The 20,519-nt window shown below is 41.9% G+C and carries 14 protein-coding genes; 8 read left to right on the top strand and 6 right to left on the bottom strand.

What is annotated here, in order from left to right; genetic code table 11:
• Positions 1 to 56 precede the first annotated feature (56 nt).
• Positions 57 to 1,523, top strand: coding sequence for a hybrid sensor histidine kinase/response regulator (locus tag AACU33_RS04480; protein WP_096587227.1), 1,467 nt, complete (start codon positions 57 to 59; stop codon positions 1,521 to 1,523).
• Positions 1,524 to 1,683: 160 nt separating this feature from the next.
• Here the strand turns inward: AACU33_RS04480 and ftsE are convergent, their stop codons facing one another.
• Positions 1,684 to 2,427 carry a cell division ATP-binding protein FtsE gene (gene ftsE / locus AACU33_RS04475; protein ID WP_096587226.1) on the bottom strand — a complete coding sequence of 248 codons (744 nt, stop codon included), beginning with the start codon at positions 2,425 to 2,427 and terminating at the stop codon, positions 1,684 to 1,686.
• A gap of 158 nt (positions 2,428 to 2,585) precedes the next feature.
• Positions 2,586 to 3,341, bottom strand: coding sequence for a WecB/TagA/CpsF family glycosyltransferase (locus tag AACU33_RS04470; RefSeq protein WP_096587225.1), 756 nt, complete (start codon positions 3,339 to 3,341; stop codon positions 2,586 to 2,588).
• A gap of 748 nt (positions 3,342 to 4,089) precedes the next feature.
• On the opposite strand from AACU33_RS04470, the gene AACU33_RS04465 reads away from it, so the two are divergent.
• The 4 genes from AACU33_RS04465 to AACU33_RS04450 all read left to right on the top strand — a co-directional run bounded on the left by AACU33_RS04465 (position 4,090) and on the right by AACU33_RS04450 (position 7,553).
• Positions 4,090 to 4,806 (top strand): response regulator transcription factor, encoded by a 717-nt coding sequence (locus AACU33_RS04465; protein WP_096587224.1) that lies wholly within the window; start codon positions 4,090 to 4,092, stop codon positions 4,804 to 4,806.
• 190 nt (positions 4,807 to 4,996) lie between these two features.
• Complete coding sequence (locus AACU33_RS04460) at positions 4,997 to 6,670, top strand: SpoIIE family protein phosphatase (RefSeq protein WP_096587223.1); 1,674 nt, start codon at positions 4,997 to 4,999, stop codon at positions 6,668 to 6,670.
• Positions 6,671 to 6,673: 3 nt separating this feature from the next.
• Positions 6,674 to 7,111, top strand: coding sequence for an ATP-binding protein (locus AACU33_RS04455; protein ID WP_096587222.1), 438 nt, complete (start codon positions 6,674 to 6,676; stop codon positions 7,109 to 7,111).
• A gap of 1 nt (position 7,112) precedes the next feature.
• Positions 7,113 to 7,553, top strand: coding sequence for a hypothetical protein (locus AACU33_RS04450; protein WP_096587221.1), 441 nt, complete (start codon positions 7,113 to 7,115; stop codon positions 7,551 to 7,553).
• A 57-nt stretch (positions 7,554 to 7,610) separates the two neighbouring features.
• On the opposite strand, the gene AACU33_RS04445 is transcribed toward AACU33_RS04450, so the two are convergent.
• Positions 7,611 to 8,057: a nuclear transport factor 2 family protein gene (locus AACU33_RS04445; protein WP_096587220.1), complete on the bottom strand. Its 447-nt coding sequence runs from the start codon at positions 8,055 to 8,057 to the stop codon at positions 7,611 to 7,613.
• A gap of 344 nt (positions 8,058 to 8,401) precedes the next feature.
• Here AACU33_RS04445 and queG point away from each other — a divergent pair, with 344 nt between their 5' ends.
• Together queG and AACU33_RS04435 are read left to right on the top strand one after the other, a co-directional pair.
• On the top strand, positions 8,402 to 9,376 hold the full coding sequence (gene queG / locus AACU33_RS04440; RefSeq protein WP_096587219.1) for a tRNA epoxyqueuosine(34) reductase QueG: 975 nt from the start codon (positions 8,402 to 8,404) through the stop codon (positions 9,374 to 9,376).
• On the top strand, positions 9,351 to 9,986 hold the full coding sequence (locus tag AACU33_RS04435; RefSeq protein WP_096587218.1) for an HAD-IA family hydrolase: 636 nt from the start codon (positions 9,351 to 9,353) through the stop codon (positions 9,984 to 9,986). Before queG ends, AACU33_RS04435 begins: the two co-directional genes overlap by 26 nt.
• A 60-nt stretch (positions 9,987 to 10,046) precedes the next feature.
• Here the strand turns inward: AACU33_RS04435 and AACU33_RS04430 are convergent, their stop codons facing one another.
• Positions 10,047 to 10,421, bottom strand: a complete 375-nt coding sequence (locus tag AACU33_RS04430) for a hypothetical protein (RefSeq protein WP_096587217.1) — start codon at positions 10,419 to 10,421, stop codon at positions 10,047 to 10,049.
• A 215-nt stretch (positions 10,422 to 10,636) separates the two neighbouring features.
• On the opposite strand from AACU33_RS04430, the gene AACU33_RS04425 reads away from it, so the two are divergent.
• Entirely contained in the window at positions 10,637 to 11,167 is a 531-nt protein-coding gene (locus AACU33_RS04425; RefSeq protein WP_096587216.1) for an orange carotenoid protein N-terminal domain-containing protein, read from the top strand.
• Positions 11,168 to 11,377: 210 nt separating this feature from the next.
• Here the strand turns inward: AACU33_RS04425 and AACU33_RS04420 are convergent, their stop codons facing one another.
• Together AACU33_RS04420 and AACU33_RS04415 are read right to left on the bottom strand one after the other, a co-directional pair.
• Positions 11,378 to 12,106 (bottom strand): ABC transporter ATP-binding protein, encoded by a 729-nt coding sequence (locus tag AACU33_RS04420; RefSeq protein ID WP_096595132.1) that lies wholly within the window; start codon positions 12,104 to 12,106, stop codon positions 11,378 to 11,380.
• A gap of 312 nt (positions 12,107 to 12,418) precedes the next feature.
• Positions 12,419 to 20,278, bottom strand: a complete 7,860-nt coding sequence (locus AACU33_RS04415; RefSeq protein WP_339375760.1) for an SdiA-regulated domain-containing protein — start codon at positions 20,276 to 20,278, stop codon at positions 12,419 to 12,421.
• Positions 20,279 to 20,519: the final 241 nt, after the last annotated feature.

Here is a 20,519-nt window from a genome sequence, read left to right as displayed (position 1 = left end):
TTTTAGTATAAAAATTATTGAGTTAGCATTAATTATTTAAATAGCAAGTTTAAAAAATGCAAAATTTAGAGACCAATTTAATATTAATCGTTGACGATACTCCTACAAACTTAGAAGTCCTTTCAGAAGCCCTAACAGAGGCAGGGTTTGATGTGGCAGTTGCGACTACAGGAGAAGGTGCGATTAAGCAAGTTGAATACGATCCACCAGAACTGATTTTGTTAGATGTAATGATGCCAGGAATTGACGGATTTGAAACATGCTCTCGATTAAAAGCAAATCCGAAAACTCAACATATTCCGATAATTTTTATGACTGCCCTTGCTGATACAATAGATAAGGTTAAAGGCCTTTCTTTAGGTGCTGTTGATTATATTACTAAGCCGTTTCAGCAAGCAGAGGCATTAGCCCGGATTCAAATTCATCTAAAGCTGCAAAATATTAGTAGAGCTTTAGAGAAACAAAATGCACTTCTTCAAGAAGAAATTGAAGAACGAGTTACGGCCGAATTGGCGTTACAGAAACTTACTCAAGAATTAGAGCAAAGAGTAGCAGAAAGGACAAAAGAGCTATCTCAAGCACTGCATAATTTACAAAAAGCTCAAGTTAAGCTAATAGAGACAGAAAAATTAACTACACTAGGTCAGTTAGTTGCAGGTGTGGCACACGAAATTAATAATCCAGTTAACTTTATACATGGCAATCTTGAACATGCCAGTTGCTATATTAGAGATTTGTTAGAACTAATCAACCTCTACCAGACTCACTTTCCTCATCCCACTCTAGAGATAGTGAATAAAATCAAGCAAATCGATCTTGAGTTTCTCAGATTAGATTTACCAAAAATCGTCTCTTCGATGGCAGTTGGAACTCAAAGGATTCAGGAAATAGTTCAATCTTTCCGCAATTTCTCTCGCCATGATGAAGCTGAAGTCAAAACAGTAGATATTCACGAAGGGTTAAATAGTACACTGATGATGGTTGACCATCGCTTGAAGGCGAAACCAGGCTATCCAGCTATTCAAATAATTAAAGAATATGGTAATTTGCCTTTGGTTGAGTGCTTTGCAGGGAGAATGAACCAGGTATTTATGAATATCCTTAGCAATGCAATTGATGCTTTAGAAGAGTTAATGGGGAATACCGAGAGTTTTGGTTCTACCCTATCGCCGACGATTCGGATTCATACGGAGATGATAGGAAGCGATCGCATTGCTATTCGGATTGCTGATAATGGGCCAGGAATCACAGCAGCAGTTCAAAAGCGATTGTTCGATCCCTTCTTCACAACTAAACCTGCTGGTAAAGGAACAGGGTTAGGAATGTCAATTAGTCATCAGATTGTAGTTGAAAAACACAATGGCTCGTTGTACTGTATCTCTAATCTGGGAAAAGGTGCAGAGTTTGTGATTGAAATTCCAATTCACCAAAAAAACTTGTCTGCTTCTATTTGGTGTGAAAGTCTGGATTTATCTCAAAACTCTATACAGAGTCAAGCATCTCCCTTTATAGCACAGATATAGGCATTACCTAGCAGCATGGATGATACTTACAGCAGAGAAGTTAGGGAAAATGCCTAGCATCTGTAATTTACATATTAAGTAATATTGCCTATTCATGTGATGAATACGCTCCTATTTACAAGAAACTGATTTTTTAGATTCATCTAAATTAATCTTGCTACTATTTGCGAGATAGGTGTCCATTGCGAACTTGTACTACGGGATGATTGCACCTGCGAACTAATTGTTCATCGTGGGTAGTAACGATTACTGTTGCGCCAAAAGAATTTAACTTTTGGAGAATCTGTATTACTTGCCAAGAATTATCAGGATCGAGGTTTCCTGTGGGTTCATCTGCCAAAAGCAGTGGTGGTGTTCCAACGATCGCCCTAGCAATACTCACCCGTTGTTGCTCTCCACCAGAAAGTTGATCTGGAAAGCAATCAACTTTAGAAAGCAAACCCACCAGCTTTAATGTAGGTTCTAAACGACGTTGAATTTCTTTGCGGGTATAGCCTTGAGCTTGCAGTACAAAAGTCACATTTTCTGCTACTGTGCGTTGAGGAATCAGTTTATAGTCTTGAAACACGATCCCAATACGTCGCCGCAACAATGACAAGCGATCGCCTCGCATATCAGCCATGTTGCAATCATCTACAATCACTTGTCCCTGGCTTGCTAACTCTTGACCATACAGCAATTTTAATAAAGTTGATTTACCAGAACCGCTGGGCCCTGTAATAAATAAAAATTCTTTCTTTTTTACTTCTAAGTTTATATCCAACAAAGCATGACAGCCGTTGGCATAAGTTTTTGTCACAGAACACAATTGCAAGATTGCTTTATTGCTGCTGTGCTTTTGGCGATCGCTATCTTCTGAATCAACAAATTTTTGATTTGTTGGCTGAGTTGTTAATACTGGCATTGCTGAATTGTTAGGAACAGATGAGATACAAAATAATGATTCCCAGGTATAGCCTGGGAATCACAAATTTCTAACAAAAATCTCAGATTTTTGAGCACCTTAATAATAAGTAATTATTACTACTGACAACTTTGAATTCAGAAATTTCATGCCAGTAACTAACTAATTGCACCTCTTGCAGTCAAGCGATAAACAAAAGCTTTAAGGGCAAACTCTGGCAAAGCCAACATCCGCCGCCAGCGCCAAGGCTCTTGATAAAGGCGATACAGCCACTCTAGATTATTATTGCCCAACCAAGCCGGAGCGCGAGTTTTTGTCCCAGACCAAATATCGAAACTGCCACCAACACCAATCCAAATTGCTTGCGGGCATAAATGGCGGTTTTTCGCAATCCATAACTCTTGACGCGGTACTCCCAAACCCACAAAAATCACTTGTGGCTGCAATTTGCTGAGAGTTTCTCGCAATTTTTCTTCCTCTTCTAGAGAATGGTAGCCGGAGTGAGTACCTGCGATGTTTAAGCCAGGAATTTGTCGCTGGCAGAACTCTGCCGCCTTTGCAGCAACCCCAGGTGCACCTCCATAGAAAAATACCTTAGCGCTTGGGTGCTGTTGTCCTAGTTGTCGTAAGAGTGTTTCTGCTAGTTCAATACCAGGACAGCGTTGCACTTTTTGCCATAATAGCCATCGCAAATACAGAACTACTCCTGCGCCATCGGGAATGACTAACTCAGCATTTTTAATCACTTTAGCTAGGCAACTATTACGCTCTGCCTGCATTGTCATTTCTGCATTGAGCGTTACTACATGAGTTCCTCTACCTTGTTGCAGGCATTCTAGTAACCAGCTTGGATAGTTAGCCATCACATGAACTGGTATTCCTAACACTGAAAACGCTTTAGGCGGTTTAGACATAGCTGATTTTTACTTAGCCTCACACCACAGTCTCTCGAACGTTAGTTTATCAAATTTTTTAATATATTGCCTGTGGTAATTTTAGCAACAAGTAATTCGTTTTTGGCATCGATAAGACTAAGTAAATTATTGTCTGGAACTAATTTTCAAGATTATATAAAGACTGTCTATTAATTAGATGTAGTAATAAATATAGCTTATATAAGAGCGATCGCAAACTTGGTATGTATTTTCAGAAAATTTCTACTAAGGCTAATCATCGATTAAAACCTAAGTAAGCAAAAATTTTTGCTGGTTTTGACTATGAGTAGTTCTTAAACATCACGCAAGCCCGATCTCAACCAGTATACTCTTAGCATAAGGTAGTTAGCGTTCAGCTATCTCCTTTTGGGGAGTCTACTCTAGCCAAAGTCACTAGGAGGTAAATAGTTCGCCTGCAATCCAACCATATTTGGATATAGCTTGCTTTCTCTATGAGCTTTTGTCAACTTATATCAATAGCAAGCATAATGCAAATACATAGATACGAAACACCGATCGCTAGGGTTTATCCCCTTGATTTTATTATTGAATAGTAATGTCCCCTAAGGAAGTGAATGCCTGTGGTACTTGAAACGCTTATGCGTGTCAAATATACTCACAAAGCCCTTCTACAGTTTTGTACAAATCTCTTACAACTGCATCTTCTACAAGTTTTGAGTAAACTCGGTTTTACAAGTTAAGGTAGTGTAACGGGCGGAAGTTGACTATGAGTAGAATTCGTATTGCTCTAATTGAAGATCATGACCTTACCCGTGTGGGTATTCGGACAGCACTACTGCAAAAAGAAGAAATTGAAGTTGTAGGAGAAGCTGCCAATGCTGTGGAAGGTTTGAAAATGATCAAAACACTACAGCCCGATATTGCAATTGTGGATATTGGCTTACCGGATAAAGATGGCATTGAGCTGACACGTGAGTTGAAGTCTACTACTGGGGCTGAGTTAAGAACAAAGGTATTAATCTTGACACTACGTGATAATAAAGAAGCAGTACTAGCCGCTTTTGCTGCTGGGGCTGATTCTTACTGTATGAAAGATATTAAATTTGATAATTTGCTGGAAGCAGTAAGAGTAACTTACAATGGCAACGCTTGGATCGATCCGGCGATCGCCAGGATTGTATTACAACAAGCACAACAAAATCCAGGTAAACAAGACACAGTATCATTAAATACAAAAAATTCCATTGTAAATGCTGATTCTGGGGAGAATCAAGAGCATATAGATCCTTATATCCTTACGGAGAGAGAATTAGAAGTGTTACAGTTAATCGTCGAAGGTTGCAGCAATGCAGCGATCGCAGAAAGACTTTTTATCACGGTAGGGACAGTGAAAACTCACGTCCGGAATATTTTGAATAAGCTATGTGCTGACGATCGCACTCAAGCGGCAGTTCGCGCCTTGCGTTCTGGGTTAGTAGGGTAAGTTTGATTTTAGCAATTCTAGCCTTCTACTAGTAGATTTCCAGAGAGATTTCTAGCTTTGACATAAATATTCCATCAAAAGTGGGTAACTTCTCTATATAGAGTTAGTTTTTGATTATGTCATTATTTATTAAGTGTGATAAAAACTACACTAATTTGTCATTCAATTATTTAAGAAGTTAAAGTCAAATATGACTGAAATAGAGGTATCCAAACTGAAGCTCATGGTGGTAGATGATGAGCCGGATAACTTAGATTTACTCTACCGCACTTTTAGACGAGATTTTGAAGTATATCAAGCTAGTCACGCCCGTAGTGCGCTGGAAATATTGGATAAAGAAGGCGAGATGGCTGTGATTATTTCTGACCAAAGAATGCCAGAAATGAACGGGACTGAATTTCTTAGCCACACAGTAGAGCGTTTTCCGGATACAATTCGCATTTTGCTGACTGGTTTTACTGATGTTGAGGACTTGGTTGATGCCATTAACTCAGGTCAGGTATTCAAGTACATTACCAAACCTTGGAATCCTCAACGGTTGAAAGCGCTGGTTGAACAAGCTACTGATACCTATCGTTTAGTTAAGCAACGTACCCAAGAGTTACGCCGTGCTTTGCGGCGAGAATCTTTGTTTAATGCTGTCACCACAGCCATCCGCGAGTCTTTGGACTACGACAGTATGTTGCAGAAAATTGTCGCAACTATTGGAGAAACATTTGAAACTACTTGTTGCTTCCTCAAACCAGTAGAGGGAGATTGCTTTACACCAGACCTCTTCTCCTACCACGATCCTAATTTCAATAGCTCAAATTTCGTCTTCGACCCTGGCTGTTTCATTGAAAAAGTGCTGGAAACTCGTCAGTACCACCTCATTCAAGGTACAGATGACGGGAACCATTGTCACCAACTAGTTGTACCCTTGTCTTACCAGCAACACTTACTTGCTGTTCTTGTGCTTTACCAAAAAGGCAGCGATCGCTTGTGGCAAGATGAAGACATTCAACTGATTGCGGGCGTTGCCGAACAAGCCGCCTTAGCCCTTTCCCAAGCCAAACTATACCAGCGTCTTCAAGAAAAACAGCAACAAATTAGAACTGAATTAGAAGTTGCCCGCCAAATTCAAAATAACCTGCTACGACAAAGTTTACCTGAAATTAAGGGTGTGAAAGTGCAAGCTTGCTGCTATGCCGCACGGGAAGTAGGAGGGGATTTTTTTGAAGTGTTTGTTCATCCGAAAGGGAACTTATGGGTAGCAGTAGGTGATGTTTCTGGTAAAGGTGTCCCAGCAGCTTTGTTTATGGCTAGTGCGATTTCGGTGTTACGTCGAGAATTATCTCAAGAAACACCAGCCGAGCCAAATATAGTTATGCAGAATCTCAATCATGCTATGTGCGATGACTTAATTGGCAACAATTGCTTCATTACTCTCGTCCTAGCGTGTTATAGCCCAAGCACTAAAGAACTAGTTTATGCCAATGCTGGTCATATCTATCCCTTACTTTGGTCGTCACCTACGACTGCGGATGCACAACCCAATTATTTAAAAGTCCGTGGTGTTCCCTTAGGTATCTTACCTAAGTGGCAAGCAGAGTCTGGTCGTTTAGTACTGAATACCCATGATACTTTGCTATTAGCAAGTGATGGAATTACTGAGGCAAAGGTATCAAATAATGTATTTAACTGTAAAAATGTTGAAGATGGCAGTCAAGGATTTAGCCGATCTATGCTAAATCAAGACGGTCTTTGGCACCTTTTGCAACAAGAACCAAAACCACTTTCTCTTAGCAATTTACTCACTCGTATCCAAGCGAACAACCCAGTTCAAGAAGACGATCAAACTATACTTTCATTGGAGGTCTTGTAAGTAATGAAAAGTGAGCTGCACGTACCAAGTGACTTAAATTTTTTAAACATCGTCGAAAACTGGTTGCTGGGATGCTTGAAAATCCAGCTAGGTGAATCGGTAGATTGGTCACGGCAATCCAGTCGTTTGCGACTAGCTTTGGTAGAAGCCTACTCTAATGTAGTGCGTCATGCCCACAAGGAACAGGCTAATTTGCCAGTGTTACTGCGTTTAGAACTAAAAAATCGGGATCTCGCTTTAGAGGTGTGGGATTATGGTGAAGGCTTTGATATGTCTACTTATTTAGCACCAAACCCTTTAGAAAAGCAAGAAGGTGGCTATGGCTGGCTGATTATGAATCGGTTGATGGATAAGGTAGAGTATCAGTTGCAGGTAGATGGTGCTAACTGTCTCAAATTAGAAGCTACCTTACCAGAGCTAGTTAATTCAACAGCGGAGTGAGTTGTATCGATTCGCAATTGGGTATTGCCAGAATTGGCTGTTTAGTTTTAGACATTGGTTAGAAGGAATTGACCCCAGCCCTCACTACTGGGTTGCGGTAAATGGAGACAGTCATCTAACAGTAGCTATTCCTGGGTTAACGGTGTCCAGCAAGAACGAACTAAAGCAATCTATCGAAGAATTCCGCGCTCTCCAGCCAGGAGAAAAGATGGCTTTGACAAGAATCGCCAGTACTTGCCAGATTCACTGTGTGAGTTCCAACTGCTACGCGGTGGAAACTGAAATCAATGATGCTCCTGTATGGCACTTATTCGATCGAGAAACTTTAGATAGTTTGTTGATGACAGCACACCCTGATTGGCAATATGCGCCAACAGATGTTGAGTTAGGTAGAAAGTTGTTACTCAAATCTTTTCAGGGAACCAGTGCTAGCAAGAAGTAAATTACTCTAAAACTTATGCAAACCCAGCGTGGTAGCAACCTACGCTGGCTGTTTACTTTAATCGCGACGTAAAGCGATTAATTCTTGAGGAGAAGCTAAGAGTTTAATTTTCGCTTCTTTAATTTGCTGTTCTTGGTTCAGGATAAATAGCCATAAAACATTAACACCACACCAAGATGTTAGGGCTTTGCCTGCTACCTGAATTTGAATTTGCTCGTTTTCTAAAATCTCAGTAATTCCCTTGTGCGGATCTGCTTTAATATCTCTAGCCTCTTGTTCTAGATAAGTCGCGATCGCATCTGGCCCCACAAAACCAGATTCAAATGGTGGATACATTACACCATCTTCAGCAAACAAGGCAGCCGTAGCGGTAAATTCTCCGGCGTTTAAAGTTTGAAAGTAACGCAGAATGCTAGTTTCTGTGATTCCCTCTATATAAAATTCTCCCGTGACATTTTCCCCAGCAGTTGCTTGTGTCGTAGCTTTAAATTCAGCAGCTGTCATAGAATTACCTTTATTACGCTAGCTGAAAATTAATTTCATGCCAAAAGCCAGCAAAAAGAAAGCTGCTAATGGGATAGATTGTTAGGTTCAGTCTAACTCTACCTTTGGATGGAGGCTAGAAACTAATTGAAGAATGCAGAAACCAGAATACAGAAATTAGAATCAATTAGTGGGGTTCAGATCCCTATAAATTCTTGAGTTGTATAGAATTCATATTGCATTATTTCTTCACAAATCAGAAATAAAATTTACATGTGGTATCTATAGTAAATTAAATACACACCTATTGACTGTGTGGAGTATAAATGAAGTACCGCTATGTGGGCAAAATTTAGATAAGATAAATGAATCACTCTGCCATAACCACAAGCGATGTGGTCAAGCAAAAGGCTAAGGAGTTGGGATTTGATAAAGTAGGAATTGCTGCTGTAGAAGGGGTAGATCAGACAGCGGCACAGCAGTTGCAAGCGTGGATAGCACTAGGTTATAACGCTGATATGGAATGGATGGCTAATCCAAAGCGTCAGGATATTCGTTTAGTCATGCCAGAAGTGCGATCGCTTGTTTGTGTAGGTCTCAATTACTACACACCACATCAACGTCCTGAAGGTGAAGAATACGCTAAAATTTCTCGTTATGGCTGGGGAAGAGATTATCACAAGGTGATGCACAAGAAACTCAAGGCACTGAGTACTTGGTTACAATCGCTTGATCGAGGTATTCAGGCTCGTTATTACGCAGATACAGGCCCCGTACAGGATAAAGTTTGGGCACAAAGAGCTGGTATTGGTTGGCTAGCCAAAAATGGTAACGTAATTACGCGAGAGTATGGTTCTTGGGTTTTTTTGGGAGAAATTCTCACAAATCTGGAACTAGAAAGCGATCGCCCATCATCCGAACATTGTGGAACCTGTACTCGCTGTCTTGAAGCTTGTCCGACTGGTGCAATTACCAAACCCTATCTAGTAGATGCTAATCGCTGTATTGCATATCATACGATTGAAAATCGAGCCGAAAAATTACCTGAAACAGTTAAATCTCATTTACAAGGCTGGGTTGCAGGTTGTGATATCTGCCAAGATGTTTGTCCGTGGAATCTACGTTTTGCCCAGAACACTAATGTGGCAGAATTTAATCCTTATCCTGGGAATCTGGCACCCAAGCTGATAGAATTAGCAGAAATCTCAGATGAGGAGTGGGAACAGAAATTTCCAGCATCAGCCTTGAGGCGGATTAAACCAGAAATGTTACGACGTAATGCCCGTGCTAATCTTGACGCATCCAGGCAAAAGAATGACTCAGAAAGTAATTATCTTTGATTTTGATGGCACGATTGCAGATACAGTAGATGCGCTTGTCAGCATTGCTAATCGTTTGGCTTTAGAGTTTGGTTATGTACAGATAACTCAACAGGAGTTAGCTCTACTACGAAATTTAACTTCGAGGGAAATTATTAAATACTCTGGTATCTCTGTGTTTAAGATACCTTTTTTAGTTAAAAAAGTTAAAGCAGAATTAAAAAATAAGATTCATGAATTTAAACCTATTCCAGGAATTCAAGAGGCCTTAATCGAACTTAAATCTCAAGGTTATAAATTAGGAATCATCACGTCTAATTCTAAAGATAATGTGCATGAATTCCTTAAATGCAATAATTTAGCTAATTTATTTGATTTTATCTACTCAGGAGTCACAATTTTTGGCAAAAGAACTATCATTAATAATGTATTACGGCAAAAGCAGCTAAAACCAAATGAAGTCATTTATGTTGGTGACGAGACCAGAGATATTGAAGCATCAAAGAAAGCCAATATCCAGGTAATTGCAGTAACTTGGGGGTTTAATTCATCAGAAGTTTTAGCCAAACAAAAACCAGATTTTTTAATTCATCATCCCAGCGAACTTTTAACGGTTTTAAATAATAAATAGTCAGTAGTTATATTTTTAATTGGAAATATAACTACTGACTTTTGACTATTTTAAGTAGACTTAGTTTTTTGATTGACCTTTCTCAAAAGCTTTTTGCACTAGATCGTCATCAATGCTAGTTGCACCCTCTGTTTTAGAACCAGCAACATCTTTAGCCATATCTGCATAATCATCAGGATTACCTGTTGCTTGTGCTTCTAGCTTGACTTCTTCTGGTTTTGAAACTTGTTGTTTAGGCGCTGTTGCTGCTTCAGCTGCTTTAGCACCCTCGCCTGTACGGTCGATATCACTTACACTAAATTCCTTTGCAGCGGCGTAATCAGCTTCAAAATCTACCGTTGGCGCTTTTTCTTCACCAGCAGCTATATTTTCAGCTGCTAATTGTGCGTCATGGGTAGGAGCTTCGTTAACATTGGGCTTTACTTCATCAGGCATAAATCACTCCTAGGTATTTCTTCACTTGCTGAAGTCATCGTATCAAAGTCAGCCTTAAAAACATTGGTACCTTTAGAGATATTCTTACTTCTATTAAAAGATAGATAAAAACTGCAAGTTGCAATTAATAAATCTCTTTCTCTTGGCAGTGGATTCTAATTGTTAAACTCTGTTAACCCTAAGTTTGATATGTTAAATTGCCTTGGAGATAAACAATGACCGCTAGCCAAGATAAAAACGTTTCTCAAGCTTTGACAAATGAAACTCAAAAAGTAGTAGAAGCTTTTAATGCTTTAGATACTGATGCCAAACTAGCATGGTTTTATTTTGTTTATGAAAAAATGGGGGATTCAATCACTCCAGCTGCACCAGCGGCGGCTGAACCCAACTTAGCTCCTATTTTACTAGGAGACTATTTGGATTTATCAGATGAAGAGCAATTGGCTATTATGCGACAAATTGTGAATCGCGAAGCTACAGATTATTCCCGTGCTTATGGTGCTTTAAAAGAAAATAATCAATTGTTGGTTTGGTATGCTTGGGCTGTAGCTATGGGAGATAAGGTAGTCGATCTCCCAGAGGACTATGAAACTACAGATAGAATTGACAATTTACTTTCCCAACTTGAAGGATTAGATTTTGAAGGTCAAATGTCCGTGCTGCGAACGATCGCAGGCAATATGGGCTACAGTGATGTTAAGCCAGTTGAAACACAAGCACAAACTGGTAAAACACCAAGTTTGTAATTTATAGCAATATCAAGGCTAATAACAACGAATCAGTTATTAGCCATAAAAATATAATTTTTAATGCTGAATAATAGATTTATTTTGATAATTAATTCATCATTAAATAAACATAAATTATCCATTTACCAAATACTATCCTGATTTAATATTTTTCACTTCTTCTCAATCGATATTTTATAGATGAAGTTTTTAGGTAATCATCGTAATTTACGTTGCAGCCAAATGAGTTAAATCAGCAGGAGTAAGGTGGGAGTGTATAACTTCACCGTCGCGGAACCAAACTATGCGTTGGGTTTGACGGGCTACATCTGGTTCATGAGTAACCATAACTACTGTAATACCACTGGCGTTCAATTCACTAAAGATATTTAAGACTTCTTGAGTCGTGCGTGAATCTAGTGCGCCAGTGGGTTCATCGGCTAGAAGAACGACGGGACGATTGACAATGGCACGGGCGATCGCTACTCTTTGTTGTTGTCCACCAGAGAGTTGAGTGGGTTTGTTGTTGAGGCGCTTTTCTAAGCCTACTCGCATCAAAGCTTCAGTAGCGCGATCGCGTCTTTCGGTGATATTGATTCCAGCATACGCCATCGGTAACATGACATTTTCTAAGGCTGTGAGTTGGGATAATAAGTGAAATTGTTGAAAGACAAACCCTAGTTTTTTGTTGCGAATGTGCGCCAATGCTTTATCGTCCATTTGCGCTACGTTAATGTTATCTAGATAGTAATTTCCAGAGGTGGGGCGATCCAAACAGCCGATAATATTCATGGCTGTGGATTTACCTGAACCAGAAGGCCCCATAATTGAACAATATTCACCTTCATCAATAGTCAAATTCACATTATTTAGTGCTTTAACTTCGGTTTCACCACTACCGTAGATTTTAAAGATATTTTCTAAACGAATGATTGGTGATTTGTTGTCATTTCTCATTGATCGATAGCCCATAGTTAATAGTCATTTGTTATATTCTCACTTGCACGTCCTTACCTGTCCTCATACCTCTTCTCTATATTCTTTTCCTCTTCTATTTCTAGGATAGTATTTGCATTTGACATTTGATATTAACCATTTGGAGAAGTCTAATAGAACGTATTAAGAGGATTTACTCATAAAAAACAAAAATAGCGGTAATTTTTGAATTACCGCTACGCAAGTATCAGGTTTTTGGTTGCATTTTGCTTAAGTCTTAATTAAATAACCAGCAGTGACTACACCGCTACAAACGCGATCGCTATGACTTTGCTATGCAATCACAGTAATATCGCTACTGGTAAGCATAGCCCTATTCGTTAACTGGGCTATTTGAATTTGTGTTGTGCTACCGATTCCATCTGCGTCAAAGAATAGGTTCCCTGTACTTGAATTGTAGATAAAGCGATTGCTCGGCGTATTAGCACTGGTACCAGACCAGAACAAGCTGGAGTTAAGTACACCTGGTAGTTGGCTCAGTCCGAATTCCGACTTGGAGATAACAATAGAGTCAACTCCATGCACAAAGTCAGTGATAGTGTCGAATTCACCAGTACTTTTACCAGTTAAATAAAAGCGATCGCTACCATTACTACCAGTCAGGAAGTCGCTTCCTTTACCTCCAACTAAGAGATCATCACCATTTCCACCTATTAAAGTATCATTGCCGCTATCACCATATAAGGTGTCGTTACCATTTCCGCCATCAAGGCTGTCGTTGCCGTCATTACCGTAGAGAATATCGTTGCCGTTTTCACCATTAAGGCTGTCATTGCCAAGACCACCATAGATAGTGTCTTCACCGTTACCACCTTTGAGTGAATCATCACCAGCTAAACCTCCAATCAGATCTTTTTGGTTTGTGCCTGTGAGATTATCCTGATTTAAAGTACCAAAAATTCCAGTACTAATACGGTTTACAGTCAAGTTGACGGTTGCTGTGTCAGTACCACCTTTACCATCGCTGGCGGTATAGGCAAAGCTATCACTACCAGAAAAGCCAATGTCAGGGGTATAGGTGAAGGTATTATCCTGATTTTTCACCACCGTACCGCCATTAGGATTAGTAAAGCTGCTAATACTGAGTGGATCGCTATCTGGGTCGCTATCATTCGCCAGAACATTAATTGTAACTGGCTTAATATCACTAGTAGTGGCGCTATCATTGTTAGCCACTGGTGCTTCATTCACATCGGTGACGCTCAAAGAGAAACTAGCAGTAGCATCAGGATTATTGCCTACTGTCGGGTCATCAACTGCAACTGTAACTTTGTAGCTTGATTTGCTTTCGTAATCGAGGTTGGTTCCCGCTTTGAGATACAAAACAGAATTGTCGATTTCAAAGAAGCTAGCATCTGCACCCGTTAAACTCAGGTTATTTGTACCCAGTGCATCATCTGCGATCACAATATCTGCCACTCTGACTCGGCTAATAGTATCACTGTTTTCATTGATACTATTAACTTGATTATTGAGGTTGACTGCTTTTGGTGCTTCATTAACATCATTGACAGTCAAAGTGAAGTTTGCAGTAGCATCCGGAGTATTACCAACTGCGGGATCGTCAACAGCAACCATAACGTTGTAGCTAGATTTACTTTCGTAATCGAGGTTGGTTCCGGCTTTGAGATACAAAACAGAATTTTCGATTTCAAAGAAGCTAGCATCTACACCAGTTAAACTCAGGTTATTTGTACCTAAACCATCATCTGCGATCGCAATCTCTGCCACTTTCACCTGGCTACTAGTATCACTGTTTTCATTGATACTATTACGCTGATTATTCAGGTTAACTGCTGTTGGTGCTTGATTAGCTAGTAAGTTAAACCTAGCGACGCTGGGGTCATGGTCGCTATCCTGGTCGGAAAACTCGGAATTGATATGTACTACATCATACCCGTCGAGTTTATTGAACAAGTTGTTACTTACCAGGATATGATCTAGAGTTTGAGCATTACCTTCAAAGTTGTAGGTATAACGCTCATTTGCGGGTAGAGTTTCAATTAAAGCACTAAGTCCGGCACTTTTGAGCGTATTCAGGGGATTAGAGAACTCGAAATCATTCAAGTCACCTGCTACAACCACATTGGCGTTAGGGTTAATCGCCAGAATACTCTGCACAAAGTTTTTCACTATTGTGGCTTGCTGCTGGCGCTGTACTTCGCTGCTGAGTGTTGGTGGTTGATTCGGCCCGTATAAAGGTTGATCGCCACCTTTAGAGTTAAAGTGATTGCCGATGACATATACAGTCTGACCGTTGAAAGTAAATTCTCCAACTAACGGCTTACGACTGCTATTAAAAGCGGAGTTTGTTGGGTCAACTAAACCAGGACTAGCAGAAAGTGTAGCAGTACCTCCGACATTGCTAACTATAGTATTGGAGGTAGAAGTACCGCCAGGACGGTCTACAAAGCTGACACGATTGGGGTTAAACAAGAAACCTACGCGGATATTACCACCAGGTTCACCGCCATTAGTATCATCTACTGGGTTAATTTGCCGATATTGATATGTGGGGCCACCAGCAGATGCGATCGCATTAATTAATGTTTGGTAAGTAACGCTGGCATCAACTACGCTATCATTCGTCGCCCCATTATTGTCTTGAATTTCTTCCAGAGAAATAATGTCTGGAGATTTCAAGTTATTCACAATTCTGGCAGCCAAGTTGTTGAACTTGGTAGCACCATCACCAGGATCGAGGTTTTCAACGTTGAAGGTAGCAACCGTTAGTTGGCTGGACGTAGCAGTAAGATTAGTAACTTCCTTGGTTAGGGTACTGGGCGTAACTACAGTCGGTGCAGTAGTTGGCAGGACTTCGTAATTGTTAAAGTTGTAGTCTACTACACCGACAATTGTGCCAAACTTAGCACCCACACTGACCTTGGGTGTTCCGCCAGAGAACAGATTGTCATCAATTTGAATGCGTTCCGGGTTGAAATCGGTTTGGTTAATTAAGCTACCGCCTCTAGCGGTTTTACTAGTAGCGTTGACTCCGTTATCTGCTAACACCCAAACTTCGCCAAAGTCGTTAGTGGGGCTAGTGGCAACTGGGTTATTGATTTGCACCCGCATTCCTTCTAGGCTTTCATAGAAGTCAATGCCATCATTCGCCGGATCGAAGCTGCCATTGGTTTCTACATTAGTAGAATCGTCTTCAATTACTGTTGTGGGGATGGTGCGACCACCGTTGCCCAAAAAGATTGCAGCAGGCAAGCTATTACCTGAAGATAGCTTATTGATTGTGGGATTGATAATTTCCGTAGTAGTCACGTTGTTAGCATTGCTACCAGGACGGAATTCAGAAACCTTACCACTTACCTGGATGTAATCGCCTACTGCAACTGTAGGAACAGAACTAGTAAAGACAAAGATGCCTTCGGAAGTGCGATCGTCGTTATCGGGGTTGGGGTCTTGTAAGTAAAATCCGTTGCTAGCTACGGCAATAACAATACCTGGAACATTGGTGACGTTCTGACCATTGAGAGGTGAAATATGCCCTGCTCCCTGGATATCATGGATGCGAGCACTAGGAGGTAGATCGTCATTATTGATAGTTAACACTGCGGTAGGCTGCTTAGTGCCAATGACTGTACCTGCACTGGGATTCACCAAACTCAAGTTAACGGTTTCGTTGGCTTCTGGTGTGAAATCTCCCGCGATCGGAATCTGCACATCCTTGTACGTCTCACCGGGGTTGAACGTAACCGTAATTGGCGTGTTGTTATAATCAATTGCTGCGTTGTAGGTATCCGGGTTGAAGATTGCCAGTAGCTGTCCCCCTTCTACCTGCGATGTTGTAACCCCTGTAGTGTAGTGGGCTTGGTCAGAAGTCAAGAACCAACCGGGGCCTAGAATGTCTTGAACATCAATAATTCCAGAAGATTCTTCATCATTATTAAACGGTGAAGTTGCAACTTTACCAATATCTCCAAAGCGATCGGGATCGTGTTTTGCAATTTGTTTTAGGGTGTCTGTGGCAATGTCATACTGCCAGATCCTGCCATTGTGTGCTGCACCACCCACATCTTCTTGCAGCAAGATGTGACCGTACTTATCAATGGTGATATTGTCAAACATATTGACTTTTACACCATTGACTGTATCACCATCAACTAGCAGGTCGATTGTCCCCCCAGCATCTGGATTAGTAATATCATCGAAGGTCAAGCGCCATAGGCGGGTCTGCCCAATCTGAGTTCCGACTCCATCTGATACCTGATCAAGGCGATCGGTGGTGGCGAAGAAGTATTGGCGAGGATCGAGGGGGTTCCATGCGCCGTCTTCGGGGCGGGAGAATGTCGTTGAGGCGGTGCTGCTGAGGGTAAATCGAGTGCTACTGATGATATTGGTGGCGCGAGTTGTGGCATTAGCAATTTCCGCAGAGTTACCCACAACGTTGATAAACTTGAGGGTGCCGTTGGTAAGACCAGCTTTGTCAACCTCAGTACCCGTGCTTTGCTTTGTACCGACATAAACGGCAACCGCATTATTCATAATGCCAGTACCGCCATCGTTGTTGCCGATGACGATAGTTTTGTCTTGAGCATAGGGATTGGCAAGAGCATTTTCCCACCCCCCCACACCTGACAAACCAGAACCATTGGTAGAAAGATTAAACTTGCCGAGAATGTAGGCTTTCCCCGCATCAGCCCCAGTGACAACCGTAGCAAATTGATAACCTGTCGCACCGCCTTCTTCCCCATTCATGAAAATTCGCGCTTGAGATCCAAGTCCTGTGTTGGGGTTGTAGAAAGCTGTGACAGCGGGGAGGTCAGCAGAGCAAAAGCGGTTGATTGCCAGGGTGATGGGAGCAGTAGTGTCAACACTTTGAGTGGTAGAGTTCCAGCCATAGATTTGCTCGATCAAGTCCTCACCAGAAACGACTTGGAGAGTACTCTTGTCAATGACAAACTTGGAAACATAAGCACCTTTTGCACCACGATCCCGCACTACGCCATTCGTGTTCCCTAACTCATGATTCATTAGCACAGTAAAGGTGCCATCGCCATTGTCGAAAGCTCCCAAACCATCAGGAATACCGTCCATTCCGTAGGTGCCACCGCCCACTTTAGGTACGGTGTCGTCGGGATTAGCTCCTGTGTTGTCTGTGGTGAGAAGGGATATTACCTTTACACCCGATGCGACAGGGAGGATGTAAGGGGTCGAGCCAGTGCTAGGCCCTTGAAGGGTACTTTGCACAGGAGCAGAAAGACCGCTACCTGTTGCCGTGCCGTCACTTAGCTTTAGCTGTACGCTATTCGTGCCAGATACATCGCCAGTGCGGTAAATTCGCACTGTGGCGTTGGTAGAGAAGCCAGGTGTATTGCCCTCTGCGATACTGTAGCTACCTGTACTGAAGTTGAATACAGGAGAAGCTGGTGAAGGAGCAGCAATTGTAGCTGGAGACCCGATTTCATTGATATCGTTCACTGCAACAAAAGCACCATTTTGTCCGATGGTACTTAGTTGCGAGATAGCCGCATTGTTCAGACCAGGTGAATTGTCGAAGGTTGAGAATGGAGCACTTCCTGGGGAAGCACTAAAGGTGACATTAGCTTGTAATGTGCCACTGCCGTCAAATAGGTTAACGGCATCCCCCGATGTACTTAAGCCAACCCCTGAACCAGAGTAAGTGCCAATTTGCAGATTCGCGGGCGCGTTAGCACCAAACCATAAGGCTTTGAAGTTCTGAATGACTCCCGGATCGGAACTTTCGATGAAGATAACCGACTCGCCAGCAGCGATGTTAGTGATGCCATTGAGGGCAACTGCTGAACCGAAGGAATTAGAGTTATCATCTATCTTCCAACCAGTGATATTTACCGCACTGGGGCCAGTATTTGTCACCTCAAACCAATCGGCAGCAAGGGGGCTATTGCCACTCGACCAAGGAGCCACTTCAGTAATCTTCAGTGAGGTACTGGCAGAACCTTCATTGACAACATCGGTAATATTTAGGGTGTAAGGTGTGCTTACATCTGGGTTACTGCCAACGCTTGGATCGTCTACATTGATATTGATGCTATAGCTGGTCTTGGTTTCGTAATCTAGAACGGTTCCGGCTTTGATGTATAATCCAGTGCTATCAACTTCAAAGAAGTTGGCATCAGATCCAGTCACCGTCAGATTATTGGTTCCCAGCCCATCATCAGTAATAGCAATATCTGCTACTTTAATCCTTGTTGTAGTACTGGTATTTTCTGCGATCGCATTAACCTGATTTTTCAGCGCGATCGCGGTTGGAGCTTGATTTGGCACTGAAGACGGTGCGTAGACCCAGAGTTGTGGGTGGTTGGCATCGCCGCCGCCATTTTCATTAACGACATATAGAATACCATTGCGATCCATCGTCAGACCTTCATTAGTCTGGTCTGTCACAGACAACGGATTATCTGGGTCGCCGATAATCGTTAGTGAACTTTGAATATTTCCAGAGCGATCGATGTTGACAATTTTGCCCGACTCTTGACTCAAGATCAGCAGATTGTTGTAATCTGGCGTTCCACTTAAAGCCGGCAGGTTGGATAGAGCGAAAACATCTGAAAAGTCTGCGAGGTTTGCCAGAGCCGGATTGAAAAGGTTGGTTGAATTGTCTGTTGTCGGCGAACCGTTGGTTGCAGTACCCGCATTAAAATCGATGCCTGTTTGTAAAATTCCTTCTGGATTTAACTCTTTTACAGCAATGAATCCGCTTGTCAATGGGTCGTAGGAGATGCCTTCAATCCCAATATTGCCAACTGTTGTACCAAGCTTGACGGTTTGAACGTCAGATCTTTGCAGCGTGCCACCTGCAACATACGTAAACAAGTTAGCTTGTCTGTAGCGCTCTTCGGTGAGGACAAATTTGCCATTGCCAACGTAAGTTAATCCTTCCGTATCATAAAATTCTGTGCCTTGGGGACTACTGCCAGGAGCTAATGTCATGGAGTTGATTAGCTGTCCGGTTTTTGTAACCTGAACAATCGATGTCCCACCATCCCCAACAACAAACAGCGTGTCCGTGTCCCAGTTGTAGGTCACTGCTGAGGCTTCTTTGGCAAGCAAACTGTTGGCTGGTGCAGCAGTACGGGTTGGTTCAGGTAAATCATACCGACCAATCCGGACATACTTAGACAAATCTACAACGCTATCGTTGTCGGTAATTGTAATGTTTTGAGTCGTTACATTTCCCAAGGCAATTCCAGAAGAGGGGTTGCTAATGCTCAGAGTTGCGGTTTCGGTTCCCTCAAGTTGTGTATCATCAGCAATCTTGAAAGTCACAGTACCTGTTGTCCGACCGTTGGGAATTGTGATAGTGACGGCATTCGTCGTCGTATTATTGAGGGCGTAGTCATCTGTTGTGATGTTTGTGCCGCTTACACCTAAAGTAACTGTCTGATCCCCAGAAACCGCACTAGCGGCTGTGACAGTAACAGTAATTGCTGTTTGCTCTGCTTCAGAACCTGTGTTAGGACTAACCGAAAGAGTAACGCTAGGTATTGTCGTGATGGGAGATGAAGCCAGTGTGGTGAGGTCGTAGGGTGTTGTCTCCCGTTGGGTGAAGTTACTAGCAGTACTCAGATCAGAAATAGTCTGAGAGTATACATTTGAGGCATTGGTGAAGATTGCATTGTCGAGATTAGCAAGGTCGAGAACCTGACCTCCAGAAATTGTCGGGATGTTGGATGCTTGCGCTGAACCCGAACCATAAGGATTAACGCCAAAGTCAATAAAAGTAATCAGCGTGGGTGTGCCAGTCAAGTATGTCCCACTTGTAACTGTATAGACAGTGAGTGAATCACCACTTGTGGAAAATGATAAATTGGTGGTGTTATTACTGCTATTAGGAAGAAGTGTCACAGTTCCGGCAGCACCGCCACCATTGAGAGAGACCGATGGAGGATTACCACTGCCAGCATTAATCAGGATGACACTACCCGCAGCGATTCCCCCAGCCGGTGCTGTGTACTGAAGGAAACCTTCCGTTGCCCGAAACGTTGTGTTTGCGGCATTCGTGGGTGAGATGTAACCACCATCAGTTACATAGAACGTATCACCAGGACCAATTGCTTTTAAGGCAAGGATTGCAAACTGATCTGGATCGGTAGAATTTACGCCAACAAAAGCGATATCGCCAGGATTAACTGCCACAGATAAAATCTCCTAGTTGATGAACTTAATGAACAAAGAAACTGAATAAAAACATCAAGAAAAACGAGCTACATTTATGCTGTAAATGCAGCAATCACAGAGTTGGTTTGGCACAGATAGAAATATTTGCCAGCCAGCGATCGCAATATCACCTGGATTCAAATTTATAGGTGCCATAATTTAGTAAATAGATGGGAGAAAATACGCTGGTTCAGCAGGCGTTTCAACGATCAATTAAGAT

The organism is Calothrix sp. NIES-2098 (genome assembly GCF_963875125.1).
Lineage (GTDB): Bacteria > Cyanobacteriota > Cyanobacteriia > Cyanobacteriales > Nostocaceae > Aulosira.
The sequence above is the reverse complement of the archived record's forward strand: the minus strand, read 5'-3'. Positions and strand labels throughout refer to the sequence as shown.